The 24433-nt window shown below is 72.0% G+C and carries 19 protein-coding genes and 1 pseudogene; 3 read left to right on the top strand and 17 right to left on the bottom strand.

Annotation, left to right across the window (positions count from 1 at the left end; translation table 11 throughout):
- Positions 1 to 2 precede the first annotated feature (2 nt).
- The 13 genes and pseudogenes from GA0070616_RS12250 to GA0070616_RS12190 form a co-directional block, all read right to left on the bottom strand.
- A complete protein-coding gene (locus GA0070616_RS12250) occupies positions 3 to 338 on the bottom strand; it encodes a rhodanese-like domain-containing protein (protein ID WP_091081119.1) in 336 nt (111 codons plus the stop codon).
- 66 nt (positions 339 to 404) lie between these two features.
- Positions 405 to 1343, bottom strand: coding sequence for an LCP family protein (locus tag GA0070616_RS12245; RefSeq protein ID WP_091081116.1), 939 nt, complete (start codon positions 1341 to 1343; stop codon positions 405 to 407).
- 199 nt (positions 1344 to 1542) lie between these two features.
- Entirely contained in the window at positions 1543 to 2721 is a 1179-nt protein-coding gene (locus GA0070616_RS12240) for an LCP family protein (RefSeq protein ID WP_245712743.1), read from the bottom strand.
- A gap of 201 nt (positions 2722 to 2922) precedes the next feature.
- The gene (locus GA0070616_RS12235) at positions 2923 to 4149 is read right to left on the bottom strand and encodes an LCP family protein (RefSeq protein ID WP_091081109.1); all 1227 of its coding nucleotides are present in this window, start codon (positions 4147 to 4149) and stop codon (positions 2923 to 2925) included.
- A gap of 67 nt (positions 4150 to 4216) precedes the next feature.
- Positions 4217 to 5191 carry an NAD-dependent epimerase/dehydratase family protein gene (locus GA0070616_RS12230; protein ID WP_091081105.1) on the bottom strand — a complete coding sequence of 325 codons (975 nt, stop codon included), beginning with the start codon at positions 5189 to 5191 and terminating at the stop codon, positions 4217 to 4219.
- 214 nt (positions 5192 to 5405) lie between these two features.
- Positions 5406 to 7079: a solute symporter family protein gene (locus GA0070616_RS12225; protein WP_091081102.1), complete on the bottom strand. Its 1674-nt coding sequence runs from the start codon at positions 7077 to 7079 to the stop codon at positions 5406 to 5408.
- On the bottom strand, positions 7057 to 7428 hold the full coding sequence (locus GA0070616_RS12220; protein WP_091081098.1) for a DUF485 domain-containing protein: 372 nt from the start codon (positions 7426 to 7428) through the stop codon (positions 7057 to 7059). The genes GA0070616_RS12225 and GA0070616_RS12220 overlap by 23 nt, the downstream gene beginning before the upstream one ends.
- A gap of 325 nt (positions 7429 to 7753) precedes the next feature.
- Positions 7754 to 8320, bottom strand: a pseudogene (locus GA0070616_RS12215) (flavin reductase family protein); the annotation flags it as partial.
- Between the two features lie 59 nt (positions 8321 to 8379).
- Positions 8380 to 9228 (bottom strand): hypothetical protein, encoded by an 849-nt coding sequence (locus GA0070616_RS12210; RefSeq protein WP_091081091.1) that lies wholly within the window; start codon positions 9226 to 9228, stop codon positions 8380 to 8382.
- A 107-nt stretch (positions 9229 to 9335) separates the two neighbouring features.
- Entirely contained in the window at positions 9336 to 11030 is a 1695-nt protein-coding gene (locus GA0070616_RS12205) for an ABC transporter permease (protein ID WP_175440060.1), read from the bottom strand.
- Positions 11015 to 11779 (bottom strand): ABC transporter ATP-binding protein, encoded by a 765-nt coding sequence (locus GA0070616_RS12200; protein WP_091081082.1) that lies wholly within the window; start codon positions 11777 to 11779, stop codon positions 11015 to 11017. Before GA0070616_RS12200 ends, GA0070616_RS12205 begins: the two co-directional genes overlap by 16 nt.
- 86 nt (positions 11780 to 11865) lie before the next feature.
- Positions 11866 to 13509: a sodium/solute symporter gene (locus tag GA0070616_RS12195; protein WP_091081079.1), complete on the bottom strand. Its 1644-nt coding sequence runs from the start codon at positions 13507 to 13509 to the stop codon at positions 11866 to 11868.
- Positions 13509 to 13844, bottom strand: coding sequence for a DUF485 domain-containing protein (locus GA0070616_RS12190; RefSeq protein ID WP_091090584.1), 336 nt, complete (start codon positions 13842 to 13844; stop codon positions 13509 to 13511). Before GA0070616_RS12190 ends, GA0070616_RS12195 begins: the two co-directional genes overlap by 1 nt.
- Before the next feature lie 336 nt (positions 13845 to 14180).
- Between GA0070616_RS12190 and GA0070616_RS12185 the strand changes: the two genes are divergently transcribed.
- The 3 genes from GA0070616_RS12185 (at position 14181) to GA0070616_RS12175 (ending at position 19583) form a co-directional block, all read left to right on the top strand.
- On the top strand, positions 14181 to 15563 hold the full coding sequence (locus GA0070616_RS12185) for a hypothetical protein (protein ID WP_139128887.1): 1383 nt from the start codon (positions 14181 to 14183) through the stop codon (positions 15561 to 15563).
- A gap of 232 nt (positions 15564 to 15795) precedes the next feature.
- Positions 15796 to 17910 carry a choice-of-anchor D domain-containing protein gene (locus GA0070616_RS12180; protein WP_175440059.1) on the top strand — a complete coding sequence of 705 codons (2115 nt, stop codon included), beginning with the start codon at positions 15796 to 15798 and terminating at the stop codon, positions 17908 to 17910.
- Between the two features lie 347 nt (positions 17911 to 18257).
- Positions 18258 to 19583, top strand: a complete 1326-nt coding sequence (locus GA0070616_RS12175; RefSeq protein WP_091081066.1) for a hypothetical protein — start codon at positions 18258 to 18260, stop codon at positions 19581 to 19583.
- Between the two features lie 96 nt (positions 19584 to 19679).
- On the opposite strand, the gene GA0070616_RS12170 is transcribed toward GA0070616_RS12175, so the two are convergent.
- From GA0070616_RS12170 to GA0070616_RS12155, 4 genes are all read right to left on the bottom strand, one after another.
- Positions 19680 to 20438 (bottom strand): LytR/AlgR family response regulator transcription factor, encoded by a 759-nt coding sequence (locus GA0070616_RS12170; RefSeq protein ID WP_091081062.1) that lies wholly within the window; start codon positions 20436 to 20438, stop codon positions 19680 to 19682.
- Entirely contained in the window at positions 20435 to 21661 is a 1227-nt protein-coding gene (locus GA0070616_RS12165; RefSeq protein WP_091081059.1) for a sensor histidine kinase, read from the bottom strand. The genes GA0070616_RS12170 and GA0070616_RS12165 overlap by 4 nt, the downstream gene beginning before the upstream one ends.
- A 59-nt stretch (positions 21662 to 21720) precedes the next feature.
- Complete coding sequence (locus tag GA0070616_RS12160; protein WP_091081056.1) at positions 21721 to 23292, bottom strand: sugar transferase; 1572 nt, start codon at positions 23290 to 23292, stop codon at positions 21721 to 21723.
- A gap of 267 nt (positions 23293 to 23559) precedes the next feature.
- Complete coding sequence (locus GA0070616_RS12155) at positions 23560 to 24420, bottom strand: Fpg/Nei family DNA glycosylase (protein ID WP_091081052.1); 861 nt, start codon at positions 24418 to 24420, stop codon at positions 23560 to 23562.
- Between the last annotated feature and the right edge of the window lie 13 nt (positions 24421 to 24433).

The raw sequence follows: 24433 nt of genomic DNA, 5'->3' as shown, positions 1-24433 counted from the left end.
TCCTACAGCACCCGGCCCGGCTGCCCGTCGGAACCGACCACGGGACGGCCGGTGGTGGCCCACTCGCCCATCCCGCCCTCGACGTTGCGCACCTGGTCCCAGCCGTTGCGCACCAGGTAGGCGACGACCTGGGCGGATCGTCCGCCGGAGCGGCAGATGACGGCCACGTCCCGGTCGGCGGGTACCTCCGCGATGCGGGCCGGCAGTTCCATCATCGGCAGGTGGTGCGCGCCGGGGGCGTGCCCGGCGGCCCACTCGTCGTCCTCCCGGACGTCGAGCAGGTAGGTGTCGTCGTTGATCTCTGGCACGGTCACGGTGGGCACCTCGGGTCCGAACACGGTCCCAGGGTAGATCCCGCCGCGCCGGGCGTGCGGCGTGGTGCCGCACCGTCGGCGGGTCCACGCTCAGAGCGTGGTCACCCGGTGGGGGTTGGTCCGGGCCCAGTCGGACACGCCGGCACCGCGGATGGCCTCGAAGAGGCCCGCCCCGCCGTCGTCGAGCACGACGTAGGACACCTGGTCGATGGTCTGCGGGTGGGAGGGCACCTGGACCCCGCGCAGGGCGTCCGCGGGCAGGTCACGCAGGGCGAGCAGGAGGTCGTCCAGGGGTACGCCGTTGGTGTCCACGGTCAGGGATTCGCCGACCGCGCGGATGACCCGGTCGAGTTTGACCGGGTTGGTACGCAGCCGCGTCTCGCCGGCGCGGTCCAGCATGGCGCGCAGGAGTTGCTGCTGGTGGGTCTGCCGGTCGTAGTCGCCACCGGGCAGGTCGTAGCGCTGGCGGGCGAAGTCCAGTGCCTGTGCGCCGTCCATCCGCTGGCAGCCCCGGTGGAAGACCCGGTCGGTGTGGATCGAGCGCACCTCGGTGCGTACGCACATGGTGACGCCGCCGAGCACGTCGACCACGCTGCGGAAGCCGGCGAAGTCGACCAGCGCGGCACCGTCGAACCGGATGCCGGTGAGCCGGGCCAGGGTGGCGGAGAGCAGGCGGCTGCCGGAGCGCCCGCCTCCGCCGTACTCGTAGGCGGCGTTGACCTTGTCCCGCCCACCGGCGTATCCGGGGCCGGGCGGGATGTCGACGAGCAGGTCCCGGGGCACGGAGACGAGATACGCCTCGCGCAGCCCGGCCGGTACGTGCACGATCAGGATGGTGTCGGTGCGCTGGTCGGGTGCGCTGCCGCCCGGGCGGCGGTCCGAGCCGACGAGCAGGTAGTTGAGGGGGCCGTCGAGGTCGGTGCGGTCCCGGCGGGCGGTGGGGTCGAGCAGTTGCTCGCGGGCGACGACCCGGTCGTACCGGTGGGTGAGGGTCTTCAGCCCGACCACGGCGAGGCCCGCGAGCAGCACCAGCGCCAGGCCGAGACCGAGCAGTAGCCGGGGCCAGCGGAAGCGCCGGCTGCCGGCCGGCCGGCCGGCAGCCCCGGTCGGCTTGCGCCCGTCCTGCCGGGACCTGGACGTGGTGCCTCCCCGCGGTAGCCAATGTGAATACTTCTCACGTCAGGCTACGGCGGGTGGGGTGCCCGGAGCGGCGGTTCGCCGGAGGCCGTCACTTCCGGTTCGAGATCACCTCGGGGTGGTAGAAGACGTACTCTGCCAGCTTGTCCTTCTTGACGGCGTGGAACATGTCCAGCGTCTCCTGGCTCAGCGCCTCCCGGCCGCTGGCGTTGCCGTTGAACGTGCCGCCGTTGGTCTTCAGCATGGTCAGGTCGTTGGCGGTGACGCCGCGCATGGTGAAGATGAAATCCTCCACCGGGACGCCGCCGGTGTCGAGCGTGAAGGTCGAGCCGGCCGCCTCGATCAGGTTCTTGAGCTTGATCGGGTTGGTCAGGACTCCGTCCTGGGTCGCCTTGCGGGCCATCGCCTTGATCAGCTGCTGCTGGTTCTGCTGGCGGTCGTAGTCGCTGTTGTCGAGGCCGTAGCGCTGCCGCGAGAAGTCCAGGGCCGCCCAGCCCTCCATCTCCTGGCAGCCCTTCTTGTGCACCACCGGAGTCATCGGCTTGCCGGTCTTCTTCGCGTCCGCGTTCCACATGGGCTTGCCGTCGACGTACGACATGTGGATCGACCTGACCTCCTGCTTGGGGCAGATGCGAACCGAGCCGAGGGCGTCGATGACCTTCTTGAAGCCGCCGAAGTTGATGATCGCCGCCCCGTCGAAGCTGACGCCGGTCATGCTCTTGATCGTCTGGGCCATCAGCTGCGCGCCGCCCTCCCAGCCGCCACCGTTGCGGGCGCCGGCCTGGAAGGCTGCGTTGATCTTGTCGACGCCGCCGGGGTAGCCGCTCTTCGCGAAGGCCGGGATCTGCGCCTCGGTGTCCCGCGGGATCGAGATCAGGTACGCCTGGTCGTGGCTCGCCGGGATGTGCAGCATGATGATGCTGTCCGCGCGGACGTCGTCGGCGGCCCAGCGCTGCCGGGCGTCCACGCCCAGCAGCAGCATGTCGATCGGCCCCTTGAGGTCGGCACCGCCCTCGGCGTTCGTCTTGCCGGCACCGCCGAGCAGGTTGCGCTGCGAGATGTTGCTGGTCGCCTGGCTGATCAGGGCCTTGCTGCCGACGATGGCGACGCCGCTGGTCATCATCAGCACCGCACCGACGACCACGGTGAGCCGGGCCCAGAGCGGGTCCTTGCGGCGCTTGCGCTTCTTCGGCCCGGGGGCGCCGGGCCGGCCCCGCTGGGCGGGGACGGTGGTGGACGCTCGGGCGGACGCGCGAGGCGGTTCCAGCAAGGGGGGGCTCTGAACCGGCATGCGTGCTCCAGCTCGCGACATAGGGGGCGGGAACACTTTACGTACGCTTTCCCGCCCTGGCGAGTTTGCCGGACGGCTATTCGCCATTCAAGGGCGCGTCATCCGGCCGAAACAGCCGAACGTACACATCAATGTGTCCGAACGGTGGTGGGGCGGGAGCGTCACCCGCGAATCGGACGGTCATTCGGTCGTGCCCGGCTTCTTCACGTTGGCCGCGACCCACTCCGCCATGGTGTCGGAGGACATCGCCCGGTACATGGTCAGCGCCTTCTCCCGGTCGGAGACCACCACGGACTCGCCGTTGATCGTCTCGCTGCCCAGGTGCGGGCTGGTCACGAAGGTCAGGTTCTCACCGCGCAGGTTGCGGAACTGCACCGCCATGTCGGTCAGCGAGAACTGCTCGTCGACCGTGACCGCGTCGGTGACCGACTGCAGGAACGCGTTGAGCTTCGTCGGGCTGGTCAGCGTCTGCGTGCTGGCCGCCTTGTCCATCAGCGCCCGCAGGAACTCCTGCTGGTGCCGCATGCGGGCGAAGTCGCCGTCCGGGAACTGCTTGCGCTGCCGGATCCAGTCCAGCGCCTGGGCGCCGTTCATGTGCATGGTGCCCTTGGTGAAGGTCCGGTACGGCTTGTGGATCGACTTGATCGTCCGCTCCACCTTCAGGTCCACCCCGCCCAGGGCGTCCGTGACCTCCTTGAAGCCGCCGAAGTCGATCGCCATGACGTGGTTGAGTCGCACGTCGGTGAAGCACTCCACGGTCCGCACCGCCAGCGGCAGGCCACCGAAGGCGAAGGCGGAGTTGATCTTGCCGCGCTGGCCGGTGCCGCACTCCGCGTTGGCGCCCTGCGGGATCGGCACGTACAGGTCACGGGGGATGGAGACCAGGTAGGCCTCCTGGTGGTTGGCGGGGATGTGCATCACGATGATCGTGTCCGCCCGCCACTGGCTGGACTCGTCGACCGGGGCGTCCGGGTCACGGGAGTCGGTGCCCACCAGCAGGATGTTCAAGGCACCGTCGACCGCCTTGGCGGGCCGTCCGCCGGTGATCTCCGAGAACGGGTCGGTGCGGGCCAGGTTGTCGTTCAGGCTGCGGGTGTAGAACCACGCGCCCACGCCGCCCAGCAGCGCGAGGACAAGCACCACCACCCCGGCGACCAGGGCGATGCGCCCCCAGCGCGGGCGCGGGCCGCGCCCCGGCAGCCGCCCGCCCGGATGCCGGGGCCCACGTGGACCCCGCGGGCCGCCGGGGCTGCCGGGGCCGACGGGGGATCCGTCCTCGGGCGAGGGGTACCAGCGGGTCCCCGGCCGCGCCCGGCCGACGTCCCGGCCGGAGCCGGGCACCGACGCGCGCCCGGTGCCGCGGTGGAGGTACGGGTGCGGTAGGCCCGCCGGCATGGTCGCTGACATGTAACTCAGGGTACGTAGCCTCGGCCAGTGCCGCCCCCAGGCGGAATCCCGCGTCGTGGCGGACCGGTTACCCTAGCCGCTCGCGGAAGTACTCGATCGTGCGTCGCAGGCCCTCGTCCGGCGTCACGGTGGGCTCGTATCCGAGCAGTTCCCGGGCGAGAGTGAGATCGGGGCGGCGCATCTCCGGATCGTCGGCGCTCCGGGTGACGTAGGTCACCTCGGAGCTGCTGTCGCAGAGTGACACGATCGTCTCGGCCAGTTGCCGCATGCTCATCTCGTGCTCGGTGCCGCAGTTCACCGGGCCTGCCTCACCCGAGTCGAGCAGCAGCAGGATGCCGCGCACCAGATCCGCCACGTAGCAGATCGACCGGGTCTGGTTGCCGCTGCCGTGCACCGTGATCGGCGCGCCGCGCAGCGCCTGCGAGATGAAGGTCGGAATGGCCCGGCCGTCGTCGGGCCGCATCCGCGGGCCGTACGTGTTGAAGATCCGGACGATGGCGGTGTCCAGCCCCCGGCTCCGCCGGTACGCCATCGTGGCCGCCTCGGAGAAGCGCTTGGCCTCGTCGTACACGCTGCGGATGCCGATCGGGTTGACGTTGCCCCAGTACGTCTCCCGCTGCGGGTGTTCCTTCGGGTCGCCGTACGCCTCCGAGGTGGAGGCCATCAGGAACCGGGCACCGTCGGCGGTGGCCCGCTCCAGCAGGGCCAGGGTGGCGACCGAGCCGACCCGCAGGATCTCCACGGGCAGCTTCTCGAAGTCGGTCGGGCTCGCGGGTGAGGCCATGTGCAGGATCGCGTCGAACCGCTCGGAGAGCGCCGGATGCGCCGGGAGCCCGTCGGAGATGTCGGCCTCGACCAGGGTGAAGGTCGGCGTGTCCAGCAGGTGCGCGACGTTCTCCTTCGACCCGGTGACGAAGTTGTCCAGCGCGACGACGGCGCAACCACGGGCGATCAGGGCGTCCACCAGGTGCGACGGGACGAAGCCGGCGCCCCCGGTGACGAGGATGCGGTGACCGGGACCGTAGCGCTCTGCGACCTTCATGGCGGTCAGCCTACTCAGCGTGCCCCGCCACCCGGCGTCGACCGGGTCGGCGGGCGAGAGACGCGGCACCCGTGGCCTGCGGACCCGGCCCGGGTGGCGGCGTGGGCCCCTCCCTGGCGGGAGAGGCCCACGCCCGGCCCGGCACGACGGGGACCGCCGGGCCGGCGCAGCTCACGTCGGCCCGGCACGCCGGGGACCGCCGGGCCGGCGGAGGTCAGTGGGCGCCCGCCCCGGTCAGGGCGCGCACCTCCAGCTCCGCGTACTTGTCCTCGTCGCTCTCCTTCGACAGGACGGTGCCGATCCAGCCGCACAGGAAACCGAACGGGATCGACAGGATGCCCGGGTTGGACAGCGGGAACCACTGCCAGTCCTGGTCGGGGAACATCGCGGTCGGCGCGCCGGAGACCACCGGCGAGAAGAACACCAGCACCACGGCCGCCAGCAGGCCGCCGTAGATGGCCCAGACCGCGCCGGAGGTGTTGAACCGCCTCCAGAACAGGCTGTAGAGGATCGCCGGCAGGTTGCCCGAGGCGGCCACCGCGAAGGCCAGCGCCACGAGGAAGGCCACGTTCAGGTTCTGCGCGAAGATCGACAGCGCGATGGAGACCGCACCGATCACCAGCGCCGAGATCCGGGCGACTCTGACCTCCTGCCGTTCCGAGGTCTGGCCGTTCCTGACCACGTTGGCGTAGAAGTCGTGCGCGAGGCTGGACGACGAGGCCAGCGTGAGACCGGCGACGACCGCGAGGATGGTGGCGAACGCGACCGCCGCGATGATGGCGAGCAGGGTGGCCCCGCCCAGGTCGCCGCCGAGGAAGTCCACCCCCAGCGCTTCGGCGAGTTGCGGGGCGGCCGTGTTGCCGGCCCGGTCCTGCTCGCGGATGGCGTCGCCGCCGACCAGGGCTGCCGCGCCGAAGCCGAGAGCCAGGGTGAGCAGGTAGAAGGTGCCGATGATGCCGATGGCCCAGAGGACGCTCTTGCGGGCCGCCTTCGCCGTCGGGACGGTGTAGAAGCGGATCAGGATGTGCGGCAGGCCGGCGGTGCCCAGCACCAGGGCGATGCCGAGGGAGAGCAGGTCGATCTTGTTGTAGAAGGTCTGGGTCGCGTTGCCGGCCACCTCGACCCCGTACCGCAGCCCGGGTTCCAGGAAGGCGCTGCCCTGCCCGGAGGTGGCGGCGGCGTCGCCGAGCAGCGAGGACAGGTTGAACTTGTACTTCGCCAGCACCAGCACCGTCATGATCAACGCACCGCCCATGAGCAGGAACGCCTTGACGATCTGCACGTAGGTGGTGCCCTTCATGCCGCCGACCGTGACGTAGATGATCATCAGGGCGCCGACCATGACGATCGTGGCGATCTTGGCGGTGGCGGCGTCCATGCCGAGGAACGTGGTGCCCGGTCGGATACCGAGCAGCAGCGCCACCAGCGCGCCCGCACCGACCATCTGGGCCAGCAGATAGAAGATCGACACGGTGATGGTGGAGACCGCCGCCGCCGTCCGGACCGGCCGCTGCCGCATCCGGAAGGCCAGGACGTCGGCCATCGTGTACCGACCGGAGTTGCGCAGCAGCTCCGCCACCAGCAGCAGGGCCACCAGCCAGGCGACCAGGAAGCCGATCGAGTAGAGGAAGCCGTCGTAGCCGTAGAGCGCGATGATGCCGGCGATGCCCAGGAAGGAGGCGGCCGACATGTAGTCGCCACCGATCGCCATGCCGTTCTGGAAGCCGGAGAAGGACCGGCCGCCGGCATAGAAGTCGGTGGCCGTCTTGGTCTGCCTGCTCGCCCAGATCGTGATCGCCAGGGTCACGGCCACGAAGGCCAGGAACAGGACGATGGTCAGGTTGCGGGCGGTGGAACTGCCCGCCTCAGCCGCGAGGACCGTGGTCATGGGTCACCTCCCCCATCTCGTCGCGGATGCGGTCGGCGACCGGGTCGATCCTGCGGTCGGCGTACCGGGAGTAGAGCCAGGCGATCAGGAAGGTGGAGACGAACTGGAGCAGGCCGAAGACGAGCGCGATGTTGACGTTGCTGCCGAACAGCCGCGTGCTCATGAAGCCACGCGCGTACGCGGACAGGATCACGTAGAGCGCGTACCACAGGAAGAACGCGACGGTCATCGGGAAGACGAAGCCGCGCAGTGCGCGCCGCAGCCCGGCGAACTCGTCCGACCGTTGTACGGCGAGGTACCGGTCGGCCACTGACTCGGCGGGCGCGGACGCGGGTGTGTCCGTGGACATCGTGGATCACCACCTTCACGGGACTCGGGAGTTTCGCGCACGGTAGGAAGCGCGTTCCCGGTCCGGGAAGGTCGAGGTCGTCGCCGGTCGACGGCTGCGCCGAACGGTGCGGTGGCTGCGCCGAGTGACCCAGCTCACTCCGGTGACCGGTCGTCGGGCGGTCCGTCGGGCGGTCCGTCGGCCGGTCGGTCCGTCGGGCGGGCGGGCGGGCGCAGAGCTTCCGCAACATGCCGCAATCGGCGGTGTCTTCGCCGTGGGACAGCCCCACCTGCCGCGATCCGCCGGCCTGGGCGGTCAACCGTAGATCGTCGTGCTGCCCGAGCGGTCAGGTCAGCTCGCGGTACCGGCCCCGGTAGTGCAGCAGCGGGTCGGTCTCCTCCGCCAGCTCGACGGTCTCGATCGTCGCCTCGACCAGCAGCGCCCAGCCGTACTCGCGGGCGGTGTCGAGCCGGCAGCCGGCCCAGCCGCCGGCATCGGCCGGCACCGGCCCGTACGCCGTCGGGGTCCACTCGCCGGTCGCGAACAGGCCGCCGGGCGACGGGAACAGGCCGGCGAACCGGTCGGCGAGCTGCCGGTGCGGCGGCCCGAGCGGGGCCACCGCGAACCGGCCGGCCTCCTCGGCCGCCGCCCACAGGTCCGACTCGGCGTCGACCAGGCCGAGCAGCCGGTTCGGCTCCCCCTCGGCGACCAGCGTCGACGACACGGTCAGACCCGCCGGGCCGGGAGCCGTCCACAGGGTGACGGGCGCGGCCAGCCGCCCCCGGAGCCGGCGTACGGGGGTTCGGCGGTCGACCGGCACGGCGAACGGGTCGGTGTGGTGGATCTCGGCACCCGGCTGATGATTCACGTGAAACATTGTGCCGTCACCAACCCGTGCCCGGCCGGCGAAGCGTCGGTGGACCGCCGGCCCGCTGGTCGCGTGGCCTCACCGGGCACGGGTTGGTCGAGGTGTCAGCCCGCGGAGGTGAGGTCGTCGCAGTCGGTCTCGTCGGGCAGCAGCGGTCGGAGGGTGACCGTCCACCGCTTCCCCCCTGACGTCCACGGGGTCGCCGCGGTGGCCTTGGCGGCGACGTCGAGGAGGCGCGGCACCTGGTCACCGGTGACCGTCACGCAGCCCAGACCGGTCGTGCCGACGGGCGTACCGGGCAGGTCCGGGCCCGGCCAGGCCACCTCGGCCTGCGGGCCGGCCTCGTCGTTGGCGACCCAGGGCTCGGCCAGGGCCGCCACGGCGGTGGGACGGTAGGGCTGCGTCTCCGCCTCCGCCGCCAGTTCCGGCACCCACGCGGCGAAGTCGCGCAGCTTCTCCCGGGCCGCCTGCTGCTCCGCGGTCAGTCCGGTACCGGGCGCGTCGAGGCCCTCGACCGTGGTCTTCTCGACACCCACCGCACCGCGCAGGGTGAACCGGGTCTCGGGAACGTCCGCCACCTGGGGGCTGCCCAGGTCTCCGGCACTGCCCACGCCCGCGGCGCGGGCCCGTTCGATCACCTGTTTCACCTGGTCGGCGTCGAGGTTCGTCACCTGGATGTTGGGCAGGGCGGGGCCCGGATAGACCAGCACCGTGGGGCCCTCGGTGATCATCCTGCCGTCGCCGTAAACGGTGACGGTGGGCAGGCGGGTGAGCGCGACGGCCGGGGTCACGAAGCCGCCGGTCTGGTCGATGCGCAGCACCACGGCGTCATCGGGGTAGGTGGGCGTGACCGGGCCGGCGTCGCCACCCCCGTCCTCCTGCTGGGCGCACGCAGTCGCCAGCAGGACCAGTGGTAGGAGCGCCGCCCAACGAACAACCGAAAGAGTAGTCATGCCCGATATGACGCACCCACGCCCCGGACCGTTCCCGTCGCGATCCACTGATTAGCGTGGATGCGTCGGCGGCCGGGCCGAGGGCGCTCACGGCCTGTCGACCGAGGTCAGCGGCGCGGGGTGACGGTGGACAGCAGCTCCGGCATCCGCCGATCCAGGACGTCGCCGGCCAGGTACGCACCGAGCAGGGCGGACCCGACCCCGAAGCCCACGCCGACGGGCAGCGCCAGCCAGAGCCACACGTCGCCGAGCAGGGCGGCGGCCACCACCATCGGCAGCGCCGCCACACCCGTGGCGAGCATGGACAGCAGGGTGAGGAAGCTCTTCGCCACCCCGGCGCCGCTGTTCATCGCGAACGGGTTGCTCGTCTCCGGCAGCGAGTACGCGCCCAGCACCGACAGGAACGAGTTGACGGCCAGCCCCGCGCCGTACGTGGCGACCAGGGTGCCGGCCATGACGCCGATCCAGCCGGGCTCACCCAGCACCACCGCGAGCACCACCGTGATGCCGCCGAGCATCGGCAGTACGTACAGCGAGAAGGCGACCATCCGGGCGCGCAGCTCCATCCGCCCGGACACGCCGGCGACCACGTGCGCGGCGTACGCGCTGCCGTCGAAGCCGAACTGGTTGGCCAGGGTGACCGCGGCGAGCAGCCCGACGAACACCATCGACACGCTGACCACGACCGGCGACGAGTCGGCCGCCATGGAGAAGCCCTGTTCGCTGTCGACGGCGAAACCGCCCATGTTGACCATCACCGGCACGAACAGGCCCACCACCGCGACGGTGATCAGGTTGGCCCGCCGTCGCGCGTCCCGCCACCAGTAGCGGGCCTCCCGGGCGACCAACGCGCCGAACCGGTCCCGTGCCGCCCAGCCCAGCGCCCTCGGGAACAGTTGCGCGACCGGCCCTCCGGCCGTGCCCCGTCTCGCCGGGGCCGCGCCGCCGCCCGCCGCGCCGACCATCGCCGACTCCAGTGAGCGCGACCACCAGGCCAGCAGGGCCGCGATGGTCGCCGCGGTGATCAGCAGCTTCACCGGTGCGGCCCACACCCGACCCTCGGCCACGTCGATGCCAGCCGTCCAGGGGGCCCCGAACGGCGTCCAGCCGATCACCTCGGCCACCCCGGCGAGGCGGTCCAAGTCGGCGTCCTGGATCGCCGCCAGGCCGGCGATCTGCAGGGGGCCGAGCAGGGCGGCGGCCACGGCGAGCAGCACGGCGGCCAGGTCACGCACCCGGCGGGACCGCAGCATGGTGGCGAACGCGCTGGTCACGGCACGGGCCGCCGCAACACACAGCAGCATCCCCGCGACCACGCCGACGGCGGTGACCAACGCCGCCGCCACGCCGCCGACCAGCGCGGCGGTGACCACCAGGCCGGACAGCGCCAGCAGCACCGAGATGGCGGGGACGCTCACCAGCGCCGCCGCGAAAAGCCCGGTGACCAGCGTCCGGCGCGGCAGCGGCAGCAGCGCGAAGCGGGCCGGATCCAGCGTCTCGTCGACCCCGAAGAAGACCAGCGGCAGCAGCAGCCAGCCGAGCACCGCCACGCCACCGCCGAACGCGGCGGCCGTCAGCGCGTACCGGTCGCCACCGGCCAGGCCGGGACTGGCGAGCAGGAAGAAGCCGGCTGCGGCGAGCCACAGGCCGGTGAGCACGCCGACCACGAACAGCGCGACCCGCCAGCCCCGACCGCGCAGGTTGTTGCCCATCACACGCAGCTTCAGCCGCACGAAGTGTCGCGCGGTGACCGGCCGCGCCGGGGCCGCCGGGACGGCGGGAACGGTCACTGGGACAGCCACGCCAACTCCTCACCCGTCGCCGTACGGCCGCCGACCACCTCGACGAAGACCTCCTCCAGGGACCGGTCACCGCGCACCTCGTCGAGGGTGCCGACCCGCTTGATCGTCCCGGCGGCGAGGATCGCCACGTGCGAGCAGAGCCGCTCCACGACCTCCATGACGTGGCTGGAGAAGACCACGGTGCCCCCGCCGGTCACGTACCGCTGGAGGATGTCGCGGATCAGCGCGGCCGACACCGGGTCGACGGCCTCGAACGGCTCGTCCAGCACCAGCAGGCGGGGACCGTGCAGCAGCGCGCAGGCCAGACCGATCTTCTTCTTCATGCCCGCCGAGTAGTCGACCACGAGGGTGCGCCCGGCGTCGCCGAGGGCCAGCACGTCGAGCAGCTCCGCCGCCCGCTGGTCGACCACCGCGGGATCCATGCCGCGCAGCAGACCGTGATATGCCAGCAGCTCCGCGCCGGTGAGCCGGTCGAAGAGCCGTACGCCGTCGGGCATGACGCCGAGCAGCCGTTTGGCCTCGACCGGGTCGCCCCAGACGTCCTGCCCCAGCACCCAGGTCTGACCGTGGTCGGGTCGGAGCAGCCCGACGGCCATCGACAGGGTGGTGGTCTTGCCGGCGCCGTTCGGGCCGAGCAGACCGTAGAAGGAGCCGGCCGGGACGTCCAGGTCGACCCCGGCCACCGCGATCTTGCCGTCGAACCGCTTGGCCAGGCCGCGCAGCGCCAAGGCCGGGTGCTCACCAGTCATGCGTCCGACCGTATCCGGCCGGCACCAGGCACTTATCCGGCCGGGGGACGATCCCCGCCTCATCCCCGAGGCGGATGTCGGACAGGTCACAACCGCAGCGCCTCCGGTGCGTGCAGCCGCAGCATCGTCGCCCCGACGTCGGCCGGCGCCCGACGGCGGGAGACCAGCGACACCACGACCATCACGGTGAAGGCCAGCGGCACCGTCCAGGCGGCGGGTTGCGTGGTGAGTGTCGCCGGCCAGCCGGTCAACGGCGGGCCGAGCACGGTGACCAGCACGGCCACCACCGCCGCGCCACCGCCGACCAGGATCCCGGCGGCGGCCCCCAGGTCGGTCAGGCCCCGCCACCAGATGCCCAGCACCAGCAGGGGGCAGAAGCTGGACGCGGCGACCGCGAAGGCCAACCCGACCACCTGGGACACGTCCAACCCGGAGACGTTGAGCGCGAGCACGGTGGGCACCGCACCGGCGATCACGGTGGCCAACCGGAAACCGCGTACCGAACCGCGCCCCAGCGCATCCGTGGAGATCACCCCCGCGACGCTGGTGAGCAGCCCCGACGAGGTGGACAGGAACGCGGCGAACGCACCGGCCGCCACCAGCGCGGCGAGCATCCGCCCGGTCGTGCCGTCGCCCAGCGCGGCCCCGGGCAGCAGCACCACCACCGCGTCGGTCTGCCCGCTGACCAGCAGGTGCGGCGTGTAGATCCGGCCGAGCACGCCGTAGACGGTGGGCAGCAGGTAGAACGCGCCGACCAGGGCCAGCACCACCAGCGTGGTCCGGCGGGCGGCGGCACCGTCGGGGTTGGTGTAGAACCGCACCAGCACGTGCGGCAGGCCCATGGTGCCGAGGAAGGTCGCCAGGATCAGCGAGTACGTGCCGAACAGTCCCCGGTCGTCGTCCCCGGCGGTGCTGGGCAGCAGCCAGTCGGTCGGCCCGGTCGCCACCCCCGAGACCTCGGGCACCGGGTCACCGGCGGCGAACGTCAGCTCGTCGCCGGGGCGTACCTCCCGGGTGGCGCCGTCGGGCAGGGTGAGGGTCGCGGGATGCTCGACGACGACGGTGGTCGCGGTCCGGAAGGTCGGGCCGTCGGGCGGGGTCACCGCCGGTCGGGCGTCGGCCTGCCACTGCAACGCCAGGAAGATCGCGGGTACGGCGAGCGCGGTCAGCTTCAACCAGTACTGGAACGCCTGGACGAAGGTGACCGCCCGCATCCCGCCGAGCGCCACGTTGGCCGTGACCACCACGGCCACCAGCAGGGCACCCACCGGGTACGCCGACCCGGTCACCGTGGCCAGCGTCAGGCCCGCCCCCTGCAACTGCGGCACCAGGTAGAGCCAGCCGATGAAGATGACGAAGACGGTGGCGAGGGTGCGCAGCCGCCGGGAACCGAGCCGCAGCTCGCAGAAGTCGGGCAGGGTGAACGCGCCGGAGCGGCGCAGCGGGGCGGCCACGAACAGCAGCAGGGCCAGGTAGCCGGCGGCGAAGCCGACGGGATACCACAGCACGTCCACGCCGTACTTGAGGATCAGGCCGGCGACCCCCAGGAAGCTCGCCGCCGACAGGTACTCCCCGCCGATCGCGGCGGCGTTCCAGGTGGGGCTGACCGCCCGCGACGCCACCAGGAAGTCGGACGTGGTGCGGGCCAGCCGGAGCCCGTAGAAGCCGATCCCGACGGTGACCAGGGTGACCGCGACGATCGCCGGTACGACGAGGCCGTTGTCGCCCATCAGCTCTCCGGCCGGTGGACGAGGTCGGTGAAGTCCTGCTCGTTGCGTTCGGCCAGCCGCACGTACGCCCAGCCCACGGCGACCAGGAACGGGAAGGAGACCACGCCGAGCAGCAGCCAGGGCAGGTTCACCCCGAACACGGTGATCCGGCCGACCGACGGCGCGATGGCGAACAGCCAGGGCAGCCCGCCGAGACCGACCAGCACCACCACGGACAGCCGCAGGGCCAGCGCCAACTGGGCCCGTACGAGGCCGCGGACCAGTGCCTCCCCGATCCGGGTCTGCTGGGCCAGTTCGGTGCGGGTGCGTTCGGCCCGGTCGTCGCGGCGGGACATGTCGGCCAGTACGACCCTGGTGCGCGCCGGCTGCGTCGGCGACGGTCGGCGGGCGTCGGCGGGCTCCGCCTGCCCCGGCTGCGGTCGGCGGGGTGCCGGTAGGGGATCGTCCGCAGCGGCCACCCCGGCAGTCTCACCCGCCCAGCGGGAATGTCAAGGCTGTGGATAACCTGTGGACGACGCTTCGGTCCTGTGGACGAACGGATGAACTTCTCCCGCTGTGCGCCCCGCTGGTACCGATTGATCATGCAAACACCGCATTCATCGGTGTTGAAGGTGTCAGGGGTGCCCCCTACTCTGACGCGGCATCCCATTCCTCTCACACACGGGGTTTCTATGCGCAAAATCCGCACTCTGCTCGGCGCGACGCTCGCCGGAGCATGTGCAATCGCCGTGGCGCCCGGCGCGGTCGCCGCTGCTCCCGCCGCACCGCAGGCCGCGTCGGCCGTGATGGACGACGTCACGGGCGCGTTCTACCCGCTGGCTCCGGCCCGGCTGATGGACACCCGCAACGGCACCGGCGTACCCGCCGGGCGGATCGGCGCGGGCGGCAAGCGTGACCTCCAGGTCGCCGGCCGGGGCGGCGTCCCCGCCGCCGGGGCCGGCGCGGTGGTGCTGAACGTGACCGTCACCGGCCCGACGGCGGCCAGTTTCGTGACCGCCTGGCCGACGGGCGAGGCCCGCCCGACCGCCTCCTCGGTGAACTTCGCCAAGGGCTGGCTGGGCTCCAACAACGTCACCGTGAAGCTCGGTGCCGACGGCAAGGTGTCGATCTACAACCACGCCGGCTCGACCGACGTGGTGGTCGACGTCGTCGGCTTCTACGCCGGCGACAACAGCCTCACCAACCGCAACGGTGGCCAGTACGAGCCGTACTGGCCGGAGCGCTACTGGGACACGCGGGAGGACGGGTTGGGTAAGCCCCCGGCGGGCACCACCCTGGAGTACGCCCTCGAGTTCAACGAGCCGGGTTACAACGAGCACGTCAAGGCGTTCGTCCTGAACATCACCGCCGTCGCCCCGACCAAGGGTGGTTTCCTCACGGCCTGGTCGGGTAAGGGCAGCCGGCCGAACGCGTCGACGGTGAACTACGCCGCCGGCAAGGTCGTGCCGAACCTGGCGTACGTCACCACCACCCCCTGCACGGGCGGCGAGGAGGGCGGCTGGTGCACGCCGGGGTCGCCCAAGTTCAGCATCTACACCTCGGCGGCGGCGCACGTCCTCGTCGACATGGTCGGGGTCGTCGACGACGGCACCTCGGAGTACGGCCTGCGGTTCAAGCCGCTGAGCCCGACCCGGATCGTGGACAGCCGCAGCGGCCTGGGCACCCCCAGCGCGCTCGGGGCGAACGTGACCCGGACGATCGTCCCGCCGGCGGAGATGCTCGACCCGCAGACGGCGGCGCTGGCGACGAACGTCACGGCGGTGTCCCCCACCAACAGCACCGTGGTGCGGGCGTGGCCGTACTACGACGAGGCCCCGATGCCGTTGACCAGCAACCTCAACCCGGAGGCCAGGCAGACGGTGGCCAACGCGGTGCTGCCTCCGCTCGGTCAGAACTACGCCTTCAACGTCCACAACCTGTCGGGCAGCACCCACCTGCTCGTCGACGTGGTCGGCTCGTTCTACTACCTGGAACTGCCCGAGGGTGGGGCCGCAGCCGCGCGCAAGGCTGCCGGCGACCGGCCCGCGCCCAAGGCGGCCAGCAACCGGAGCTGACGTCTCCGGCAGCACCACCTGTGACACGGAGCGCCCCGGCTATCCCGGCCGGGGCGCTCCCGTGTACTGCCGCCGCCCGCCGTCAGGGCCCCGGACGCTCCCGTCTGCACAGGTCGAAAGGGCGCGATGCCCGTTCTTCGGGTTTGTCCTAACGGGGTTGTCGGTGATGATCACGACCTCTACGCTGAGCCGGCCTTCCCCCACTCTTCTTTCCTTTCTGCACGGGGTGTTCATGCGCAAAGTCCGAACCCTGCTCGGCATCGGAATTGCCGGGGCAGTGGTGTCCGCCGGTGTGCCGGGAGTGGCCCTCGCCGCTCCCACCGCGCCGTACACGGTCCTCACCGTCGACATCGGAGCAACCGGCGGCTCGCCGGTCACGAAGTCCGGCGTGTACGACAGCAGCAACGCCCGGATGTACGCGTACGGCTACGGTGACGCCGGAGTGTTCGTCCAGGCCCTGACCAGCGACGGGATCTACGTCACCCTCACTGCGAGCCCGCCACAGGGACAACGGTTCGTCGTGGGGCAGACCTACGAGACCCGCCGTAGTTGGGACTCCACCCACGCCGGCCTCGACGTCTCCGGTGGCGGCGTCGGCTGCAACGAGGCCTTCGGATCCTTGACGGTCAAGCAGACGGAGGACGACCCCACGACCGGGAAGCTCGCCGTGTTCGCGGCGGCCTACGAGTTCCACTGCGAGACCAACCCGGCCGGGGTGCACGGCGAGGTCCGCTGGAACTCGGACGTGGAGTACACCGCTGCGGTGACGGATCCCTCTCCCGTGCGGTTCGACCAGCGTGAGGTCGATTCGGGTAGCCAGGCACGCACCGTCACCGTCACCTCCGCCGGCAGCGTGCCGGTCACCTTCGGTACCGCTGGCATCGCCGGTCGGGACGCCGCTGACTTCACGGTGACGGATGACAACTGCTCGGGACGTACGCTGGCACCGGGCGTCGCCTGCACGGTGACCGTGCTGGCGCGGCCGTCCCGGGCCGGTGGCCGGCACGCCGCCCTCGAACTGCCCGACAGCAGTACCTTCGGCAAGACCGTCGCGGGCCTTCTCGCCGCCGGTGTCGACGGCGTTCGGGGAACCTACTACTCGCTGACGCCGAAGCGACTCATGGACACGCGTAGCGGACTGGGGGCGCCGAAGGCGAAGCTCAACGGCGGCAAGAAGGTCGACCTCCAGGTCACCGGCCGGGGCGGTGTGCCGAGCAGCGGGGTCGGCGCGGTCGTGCTCAACGTGACCGTGGTGAACCCGACGTCGGGGAGCTTCCTCACCGTGTGGCCCGCCGGCCGTGGCCGGCCCAACGCCTCATCGGTGAACTTCCCGAAGTCGTGGTTGGGCTCGAACAACGTCACGGTCCAGATCGGTGCCGGCGGCAAGGTCTCGGTCTACAACCACACCGGATCGACCGACGTGGTGGTTGACGTCGTGGGCTTCTACGCCAGCGACAACACGCTCGCCAGCCGGGGGATGGGCGGCCACTTCCACCCGATTCCCCCCAAGCGGCTCTTCGATACCCGGTCGGCGGGCCAGGGTGCCCTGCCGGGCGGCTACTACCTCCGCATCTGGCAGAACTACGCTACCCAGGAGCTGAACGACAGCGTCCGTGGCTTCGTGCTGAACGTGACCGCCGTCAACCCGTCGAAGAGTGGCTTCCTGACCGCCTGGAACGGTACGGGTGACGTGCCGAACACCTCCACCGTCAACTATGCGGCGGGCAAGGTCGTGCCGAACCTGACCATCGTCGAGGCAAGCCGTTGCTACACCTGCGTCGACGGGGGCGTCGTGCCGTCGTTCGGGGTCTACTCCTCGCAGAAGTCCCATGTGGTGGTCGACCTGGTGGGCGTCATCGGTGACGGGACGATCGAGGACGGGCTGCGGTTCACGCCGCTGGAGCCGACCCGCATCCTCGACAGCCGGATCGGCCAGGGTACGCCGAGCGCGCTCGGTCCGAACGTCACCCGTCGGGTGGTTGCCCCGTCCACGCTGGTCGACAACCGCACCCGGGCACTGGCGATGAACGTCACGGGTGTCGCGCCGAGCACCGCCACCGTGCTGACCGTCTGGCCGGCCGACACCTCCCTGGGCAAGCCGGCAACCAGCAACCTCAACCCGGCCGGCGGGCAGACGGTGGCCAACGCCGTGTTGACCGAGATCGGCCCGGAGGACGCGTTCCAGGTGCACAACCTCTCGGGCACCGCGAACGTCCTGGCGGATGTCGTGGGTACCTTCTACCTGTACCCGGGCACCGCCAGCACCGCCTCGGCCGGGGCCACCGCCGCCGGGCCCACCGGGTACGCGGCCGGCCGGACGGGTGCCGCCGCGCCTCGACAGGGCTAGCTCCACCTGTCCGCGAAGGGGCGTCCCGGCCAGGCCGGGACGCCCCTCGTGTTCCCTCCCTCTCCGTCCGCCGGTCGCGTCCTTCGCGTTGATCATGAAGTTGTCCGGACGGGATGCCGGGTTTGTCAGTCACCACTTCATGATCAACGCTGGGGGTTGCGGGTGGGGAGTGCGGCGGGGCGGGGGCGGGTCGGTCGGCCTGTGGAGAAGCGGACGGCCGAATGACGCACCAGGTGTCCGATTAGGAGGGACACGAGGACGAAATGGCTGCTCAACCGCTTGCCGGCCCGGGCGGGCGCTCATACGCTGTCGGCGGCCTGCTGTTCCGCTCTCCCCCGAGGGGTCCCATGCGCGTGTCCCGAATCCTGCTGACCGTAGCTGCCGTCGGTGTGTGCGCGCTGGTCGGGGCGTCCGTCGTCGGGCCCGCCGCGCCGGCCGCCTCGACTGCCGCCGAGTCCGTCGTCGGGACGTACTACCCGGTGGAGCCGGACCGGCTGATGGACACCCGCTCCGGCCTCGGCGGGCAGACCGGGCCGCTGGGCGCCGGCCAGGTGGCCACCCTCCAGGTGGGTGGCCGGGGCGGGGTGCCGGCGAGCGGCGCGGGTTCGGTGGTGTTGAACGTGACGGTGGTCGGGCCGACGGCCGCGTCCTACCTGACGCTCTACCCGGCGGGTGCCGCCCGACCCACCGCCTCCTCGATCAACTACGCGGCGGGCTGGCTCGGTTCCAACAACGTCACCGTGAAGCTCTCCACGGACGGCCGGGTGGCGATCTACCAGCACGCGGGGGCGACGGACGTCGTCGTCGACGTCGTGGGCTTCTACGCCGCCGACGAGTCGGTGCGCGCGGGTCTCGGCCGGGGTGGGCAGCTACGCCGGGTGGAGCCCACCCGGCTGGTGGACACCCGCCGGGAGGGCGACCCGATTCCGGCGAGGAAGCGCATCAACCGCTGGGTCGACCTGGGCCCGGACAGCCCGCGCGTGCGGGCGCTGGTGCTCAACGTCACCGCCGTCGCGCCCGAGAACGCGGGTTACCTCAGCGCCTGGGCGGGCGACGGCCCGCTGCCGGGGTCGTCGACGGTGAACTACGCCGCCGACGCGGTCGTGCCGAACCTCGCCTACGTACGCGCCGCCACCTGCCACGACTGCGGGCCCTGGTACGGCGTGCCGATGTTCTCCGTCTACACCTCCACGGCCAGCCACATCGTGGTCGACCTCGTCGGGGTGATCGACGACGGCACGCTCCCGGGCGGGCTGCGCTTCACCCCGTCGAACCCGACCCGGATCGTGGACAGCCGCTCCGGGCTGGGCACCTCCGGGGCGCTGGGGGCCAACGTGACGCGGCGGGTCGTCGCCCCGCCCGCCGTGGTCACCGACGCCACCGCGGTGCTGGCGATGAACGTGACGGCGGTGGCTCCGACCACTGCCACCGTCATCACGCTCTGGCCGGCCGACCTGGGCGTCGCCCGGCCGGGGGTGAGCAACCTGAACCCGGCCGCGCAGCAGACGGTCGCCAACGCGGTGCTCGCGGTGATCGGCCCGCAGGACGCCTTCCACGTGCACAACGCCGGCGGCAGCACCCACGTGCTGGCCGACGTGGTGGGCGCGTTCACCGTGCCGGCCGGTGGGACGGCCGCCGAGCCGATGCGGGTGCTCGGCACCGGCGGCTACTGACCCCGGCCGACGTCGCCCCCGGCCAACCCTGACGCCGCTCCCGGCCAGTCCCGGGGGCGGCGCGGCCGTGCGCCGGGCGGTGGATACCCGGCCGTCTCAGCGCCACTCCTGCTTCGCCGCCCGGACCAGTCTGTCCTTCAGCTCGCGGGTGTGCCGGCGGCTCACCGGAAGCTCCGAGGTGTCGATCACCACCACGTACCCGGAGTTGACCAGCCGCAGCTCGGCGATCAGCTTCAACTGCACCAGGTACGACCGGTGGATCCGCACGAACCCGGCGTCGGCCCAGCGCTCCGCGAGGGTCGCCAGGGAGACCCGCACCAGGTGTGAGCCGTCGGCGGTGTGCAGCCGGGCGTAGTCGCCCTGCGCCTCCACCCAGCGTACCGCCGACCGGGGCAGCATCCGGGTCGTCCCGGCCAGCTCCACCGGGATCGTCGGGTCCTCCTCCGCGCGGGCCAGGGCCGCCGGGTGGGCGGCCACCACCCGCGAGCCGACGACCCGCCGCAGCGCCTCGGCCAGCCGCTCGGCTCGCACGGGTTTGCGGACGTAGTCGGTGGCGCCCAGGTCGAACGCGTCCGCCGCCCCGTCGTCGTACGCGGTGACGAAGACGATCGCCGGGGGCCGGGCGAACCGGCGCAGCACCCGGGCCAGTTCCATGCCGTCCAGGCCGGGCATCCGGATGTCCAGGAAGACCACGTCGACGTCGCCGTCGCGCAGCACCCGCAGCGCCTCCGTGGCGTCGCCCGCCGTGTGCAGGCGGGCCACCCGGGGGTCGGCCCGCAGGTGGTACGCCAACTCGTCCAGCGCCGGCGGCTCGTCGTCCACGGCCAGCACCCGGAGGAACGCAGGACTGGTCATGATCCGGCCCGTACCCCCGGATGGAACTTCGGCACCCGCAGGCTCACCTTCGTTCCCGCGCCGGGACCGGTCTCCACGACCAGCCCGAAGCCGTCGCCGAAGACCGACCGCAGCCGCTCGTCGACGTTGGAGAGGCCGACGTGCTGGCCGGGGTCGTCGGCCGGGTCTCCGGTGCTCGCGGCCAGCTCGGCGATGCCGGCGGTCAGCATGGCCGGATCCATCCCCACCCCGTCGTCCTCCACCGTGATGTGGCACTCGGCGCCCGCGTCGCGGGCCTCGATGCTCACCATGCCCGTGCCGGGCTTGCGGGACAACCCGTGCCGGACGGCGTTCTCCACGAGGGGTTGCAGGCACAGGAACGGCAGCGTCACGGGCAGCACCTCCGGGGCGATCTGGAGGCGCACCTGGAGCCGGTCGCCGAACCGGGCCCGCTCGATGGTCAGGTAGCGGTCGATCGAACGCAGCTCCTCGGCCAGCGTGGTGAACTCGCCGTGCGCCCGGAACGAGTACCGGGTGAACTCGGCGAACTCCAGGATCAACTCCCGGGCCCGTTCGGGGTCGGTGCGCACGAACGAGCCGATGGCGGTGAGCGCGTTGTAGATGAAGTGTGGGCTGATCTGGGCCCGCAACGCGCGGATCTCCGCGCGGGCCAAACGTTCCCGCGACGAGTCCAGCTCGGCCAGGGTGAGCTGGTCGCCGGCCCAGTGGGCGGTTTCCAGGGTGGCCTGCACCAACCCGGGCGCGGGCGCGCCGTCGGAGATCGCCACCAGCGCCCCGAGCACCCGCCCGTCGGCGCCGGTCAGCGGGGCCAGCACCGCCCCGCGTACCGGGCAGTCGACCCGGTCGCAGCGCAGCTCCGGTTCGCCGAGCACCGTCGAGCGGCCCGCGGCGACCACCCGTCGGGCGGCCGGCAGCAACTGTTCCTCGTGGTGGCTGCCGCGCCCGTCGAGGGCGAGCAGCCCGTCGGCGTCGGTCAGGCCGAGCCCGACCGCCCCGACGAGGGGCCGCAGGTGGCGTACGGCCTTCGCCGCGCCCGCCGGGGTCAGCCCCGCGCGCAGCGGCTCGGCGGCCAGGCCGGCGGTGTGCAGCACCTCGTAGGTGGCCCGCTGGGTGGCGGTGGCGATGCCGCGCCGCCCGCGCAGCCGGCCCACCGCGAGCAGCGCGGCGACCAACGCGCCGACCAGCGACGCGACGCCCACCACGGCGGAGAGGTTGCCACCCACGCGATGATCCTGGCGGCTGCGGGCGGCCCGCGCCAGGGCCAGCCCGGCTGGCGCAGCGGTCAGTACGCGCCCTTGCGGGCCAGCACCACCCCGACGGTGCGCCACAGGATGCTCAGGTCGTACGCCAGGGACCAGTTGTCGACGTAGTACAGGTCGAGCCGGACCGCCTCGTCCCAGGACAGGTCGGAGCGGCCGGAGACCTGCCACAGGCCGGTCATGCCGGGGCGCACCAGCAGCCGACGGCGCACGTCGCCGAGGAAGTCGCCGTCGTCGGCGGGCAGCGGGCGCGGCCCGACCAGGGACATCTCGCCCCACAGCACGTTGATCAACTGGGGTAGCTCGTCGAGGGACGAGGCCCGCAGGAAGCGACCCACGGGGAACACCCGGGGGTCCTCCTTCATCTTGAACAGCATGCCGTCGGTCTCGTTGCGGTCGACGAGGCTGGCGAGGCGGTCCTCCGCGTCGACGTACATGGTGCGGAACTTCCACACCCGGAACGTGCGTCCCTCGTGCCCCACCCGGGGCTGCCGGAAGAAGACCGGCCCGGGGTCGGAGACACGGATGGCGACGGCGACGACCAGGAAGACCGGGATCAGCATCAGCAGGCCGAGCCCGGCGGCGACCCGGTCCAGCAGGTTCTTGGCGAGCAGGGCCGGCCCGGACAGGGTCGGCTCCTCCACGTGCAGCAGCGGCAGCCCCTCGATGGGGCGGATGTGCACGCGCGGGCCGGCGATGTCGGTGAGCTGCGGGGCGACGACCAGGTCGACGCCGGAGCCCTCCAACTGCCAGGCGAGGCGGCGCAGCTCGCCGGGTTCGGCGCTGGCCGAGCCGCACACCGCGATGGTGTCGCCGCCGACCTCGCGTACCAGGGCCAGCACGTCGCGGCCCGCGTACACGGGCACCGGGGTCTGGACGCCCTTGGCCGCCGCGTACCCGTCGGTGATGCTGATGGCGACCGGCACCAGACCGGCGGCCGGGTTGCGGGTGACGGCCGTGTACACCTCCAGGCACTCCGGCAGGGTGCCCACCAGCACCATCCGGTGCGCGGCCTGCTGGATGTTGCGCCGGACGGTGTGCAGTACGAAGCGGGCCAGGATGCGGCCCAGCAGGATCAGCAGCAGGGCCAGCAGCAGCGCCGTGCCGACCGTGTAACGGGACAGGTCGGTCTTGGTGGCGAAGGCGACGAAGGAGACGGTGGCGGCGACGGCCACGCCGGCGCGGAGCACCCGCTTGTACTCGTCGGGACCGAGTCCGAGGTAGCGCCGGTCGTAGGCCCGGTTGAACCAGAGGATGACCACCCAGCCGAGCGGCAGCAGCAGGAACGCCACGGTGAAGAACCACGTCGGGTCCTCCTGGGCGTTGTAGAAGCCCGCGGTGGCCTGGTCGAAGGTGCGGATGGCGGTGTAGCTGGCGAAGGCCGCCGCCGCGAGGTCGAGCAGCAGCAGGATCACCGTGTAGGGGCGGTGCCACCGGGAGACGCGCCGACGGGCGCGGGCCCATGCCGACCGGGGTACGCCGTTGTGGGACGGCGGTGTCGGCGGCTGGATCTCGAAGCTGTCGACGTGCCGCACGAGTCTGCTCCGGCCTTCGTTGGTTACCGGGCGCTGGAGGCTTGTCGTCACCTCACCCATGTCCTCCCGCATGACACGTGCCCGCTCACTCGCCGTGAGGGGCCCGGGTCGCCCACCGTCCCAGTCTCCCACGCGGGCCCCGCACCGACGCTGAGCCGAGGGACTTTCGCGCCTGACCGGTGCCGCCTGGGATCTGGCCGGCTCACACCATTCCAGGAGCCGGGGACCGAGCCACTATACCGACGGAAGGCGGCCCTGGTAGAGCGCCGGACCGGAGGTTACGCACAGGTCGGGCGATTCCGCTCCGTAACCGTCGAGTGATGTCACTCACCGTACAAGGCGGGACAACCTTCGGTCAGCGAGCGGCTTGCCGCCCGTCTGGCAGGTGGGGCAGTACTGGAGGCTGGAGTCGGCGAACGACACCTCACGTACCGTGTCGCCGCAGACCGGGCAGGGCAGGCCGGTGCGGGCGTGCACCTTCAGCCCCGAGCGCTTCTCGCCCTTCAACTCGGCGGCCCGCTGCCCCAGGGAGCGGTCCACCGCGTCGCGCAGCACCCGGCGGGTGGCCGCGTACAGCGTCGCGACCTGCTCGTCGGAGAGCCGGTCGGTGAGCGCGAACGGGGACAGCTTCGCCGCGTGCAGGATCTCGTCGGAGTACGCGTTGCCGACCCCCGCCAGCACCCCCTGGTCGGTGAGCAGCCCCTTGACCTGCCCCCGCCGGCTGCGGATCCGCGCGGCGAACGTCGGCAGGTCGATGTCGAGCACGTCGGGCCCCAGCCGGGCCACCCCGGGCACCGCCGCCGGGTCGGTCACCAGGTACGCCGCGAGGCTCTTCTGGGTGCCCGCCTCGGTCAGGTCGAAGCCCGAGCCGTCGTCGAGGCGCACCCGGAGCGCGATCGGCCCCTTCCCTGGGCGCAGCGGCGCCGCCGAGGGGAACGCCTCCCGGTAGTGCAGCCAGCCCGCGCGGGCCAGGTGCACCACCAGGTGCAGGCCGCCGTCGAAGAGTACGTCGAGGAACTTGCCGTGCCGGCCGGCGGCGGTGACCGTGCGGCCCGCGACGGCGCTGGGCGGCGGGTCGTACGTCTTCAGGGCGCTGATCGCGGCGACCTCGAACCGGTCGACGCGCCGGCCGACCGCGCGCTGCCGCAGGTAACCCGCGAGCGCCTCCACCTCCGGTAGTTCGGGCACGCCCCAACGGTAG

It is taken from the genome of Micromonospora nigra, assembly GCF_900091585.1.
GTDB lineage: Bacteria > Actinomycetota > Actinomycetes > Mycobacteriales > Micromonosporaceae > Micromonospora > Micromonospora nigra.
Note: the sequence above shows the minus strand (reverse complement) of the source record. Positions and strands in the feature narration are given on the sequence as shown.

What these genes read in the sequence shown, in the direction of transcription:
- GA0070616_RS12195 (WP_091081079.1), bottom strand. Translation starts at nt 13,509, where the DNA reads ATGGGCGACAACGGCCTCGTCGTACCGGCGATCGTCGCGGTCACCCTG.
- GA0070616_RS12180 (WP_175440059.1), top strand. Translation starts at nt 15,796, where the DNA reads ATGCGCAAAGTCCGAACCCTGCTCGGCATCGGAATTGCCGGGGCAGTG.
- GA0070616_RS12210 (WP_091081091.1), bottom strand. Translation starts at nt 9,228, where the DNA reads ATGACTACTCTTTCGGTTGTTCGTTGGGCGGCGCTCCTACCACTGGTC.
- GA0070616_RS12170 (WP_091081062.1), bottom strand. Translation starts at nt 20,438, where the DNA reads ATGACCAGTCCTGCGTTCCTCCGGGTGCTGGCCGTGGACGACGAGCCG.
- GA0070616_RS12230 (WP_091081105.1), bottom strand. Translation starts at nt 5,191, where the DNA reads ATGAAGGTCGCAGAGCGCTACGGTCCCGGTCACCGCATCCTCGTCACC.
- GA0070616_RS12190 (WP_091090584.1), bottom strand. Translation starts at nt 13,844, where the DNA reads ATGTCCCGCCGCGACGACCGGGCCGAACGCACCCGCACCGAACTGGCC.
- GA0070616_RS12185 (WP_139128887.1), top strand. Translation starts at nt 14,181, where the DNA reads ATGCGCAAAATCCGCACTCTGCTCGGCGCGACGCTCGCCGGAGCATGT.
- GA0070616_RS12175 (WP_091081066.1), top strand. Translation starts at nt 18,258, where the DNA reads ATGCGCGTGTCCCGAATCCTGCTGACCGTAGCTGCCGTCGGTGTGTGC.
- GA0070616_RS12225 (WP_091081102.1), bottom strand. Translation starts at nt 7,079, where the DNA reads ATGACCACGGTCCTCGCGGCTGAGGCGGGCAGTTCCACCGCCCGCAAC.
- GA0070616_RS12160 (WP_091081056.1), bottom strand. Translation starts at nt 23,292, where the DNA reads ATGGGTGAGGTGACGACAAGCCTCCAGCGCCCGGTAACCAACGAAGGC.
- GA0070616_RS12200 (WP_091081082.1), bottom strand. Translation starts at nt 11,779, where the DNA reads ATGACTGGTGAGCACCCGGCCTTGGCGCTGCGCGGCCTGGCCAAGCGG.
- GA0070616_RS12220 (WP_091081098.1), bottom strand. Translation starts at nt 7,428, where the DNA reads ATGTCCACGGACACACCCGCGTCCGCGCCCGCCGAGTCAGTGGCCGAC.
- GA0070616_RS12235 (WP_091081109.1), bottom strand. Translation starts at nt 4,149, where the DNA reads ATGTCAGCGACCATGCCGGCGGGCCTACCGCACCCGTACCTCCACCGC.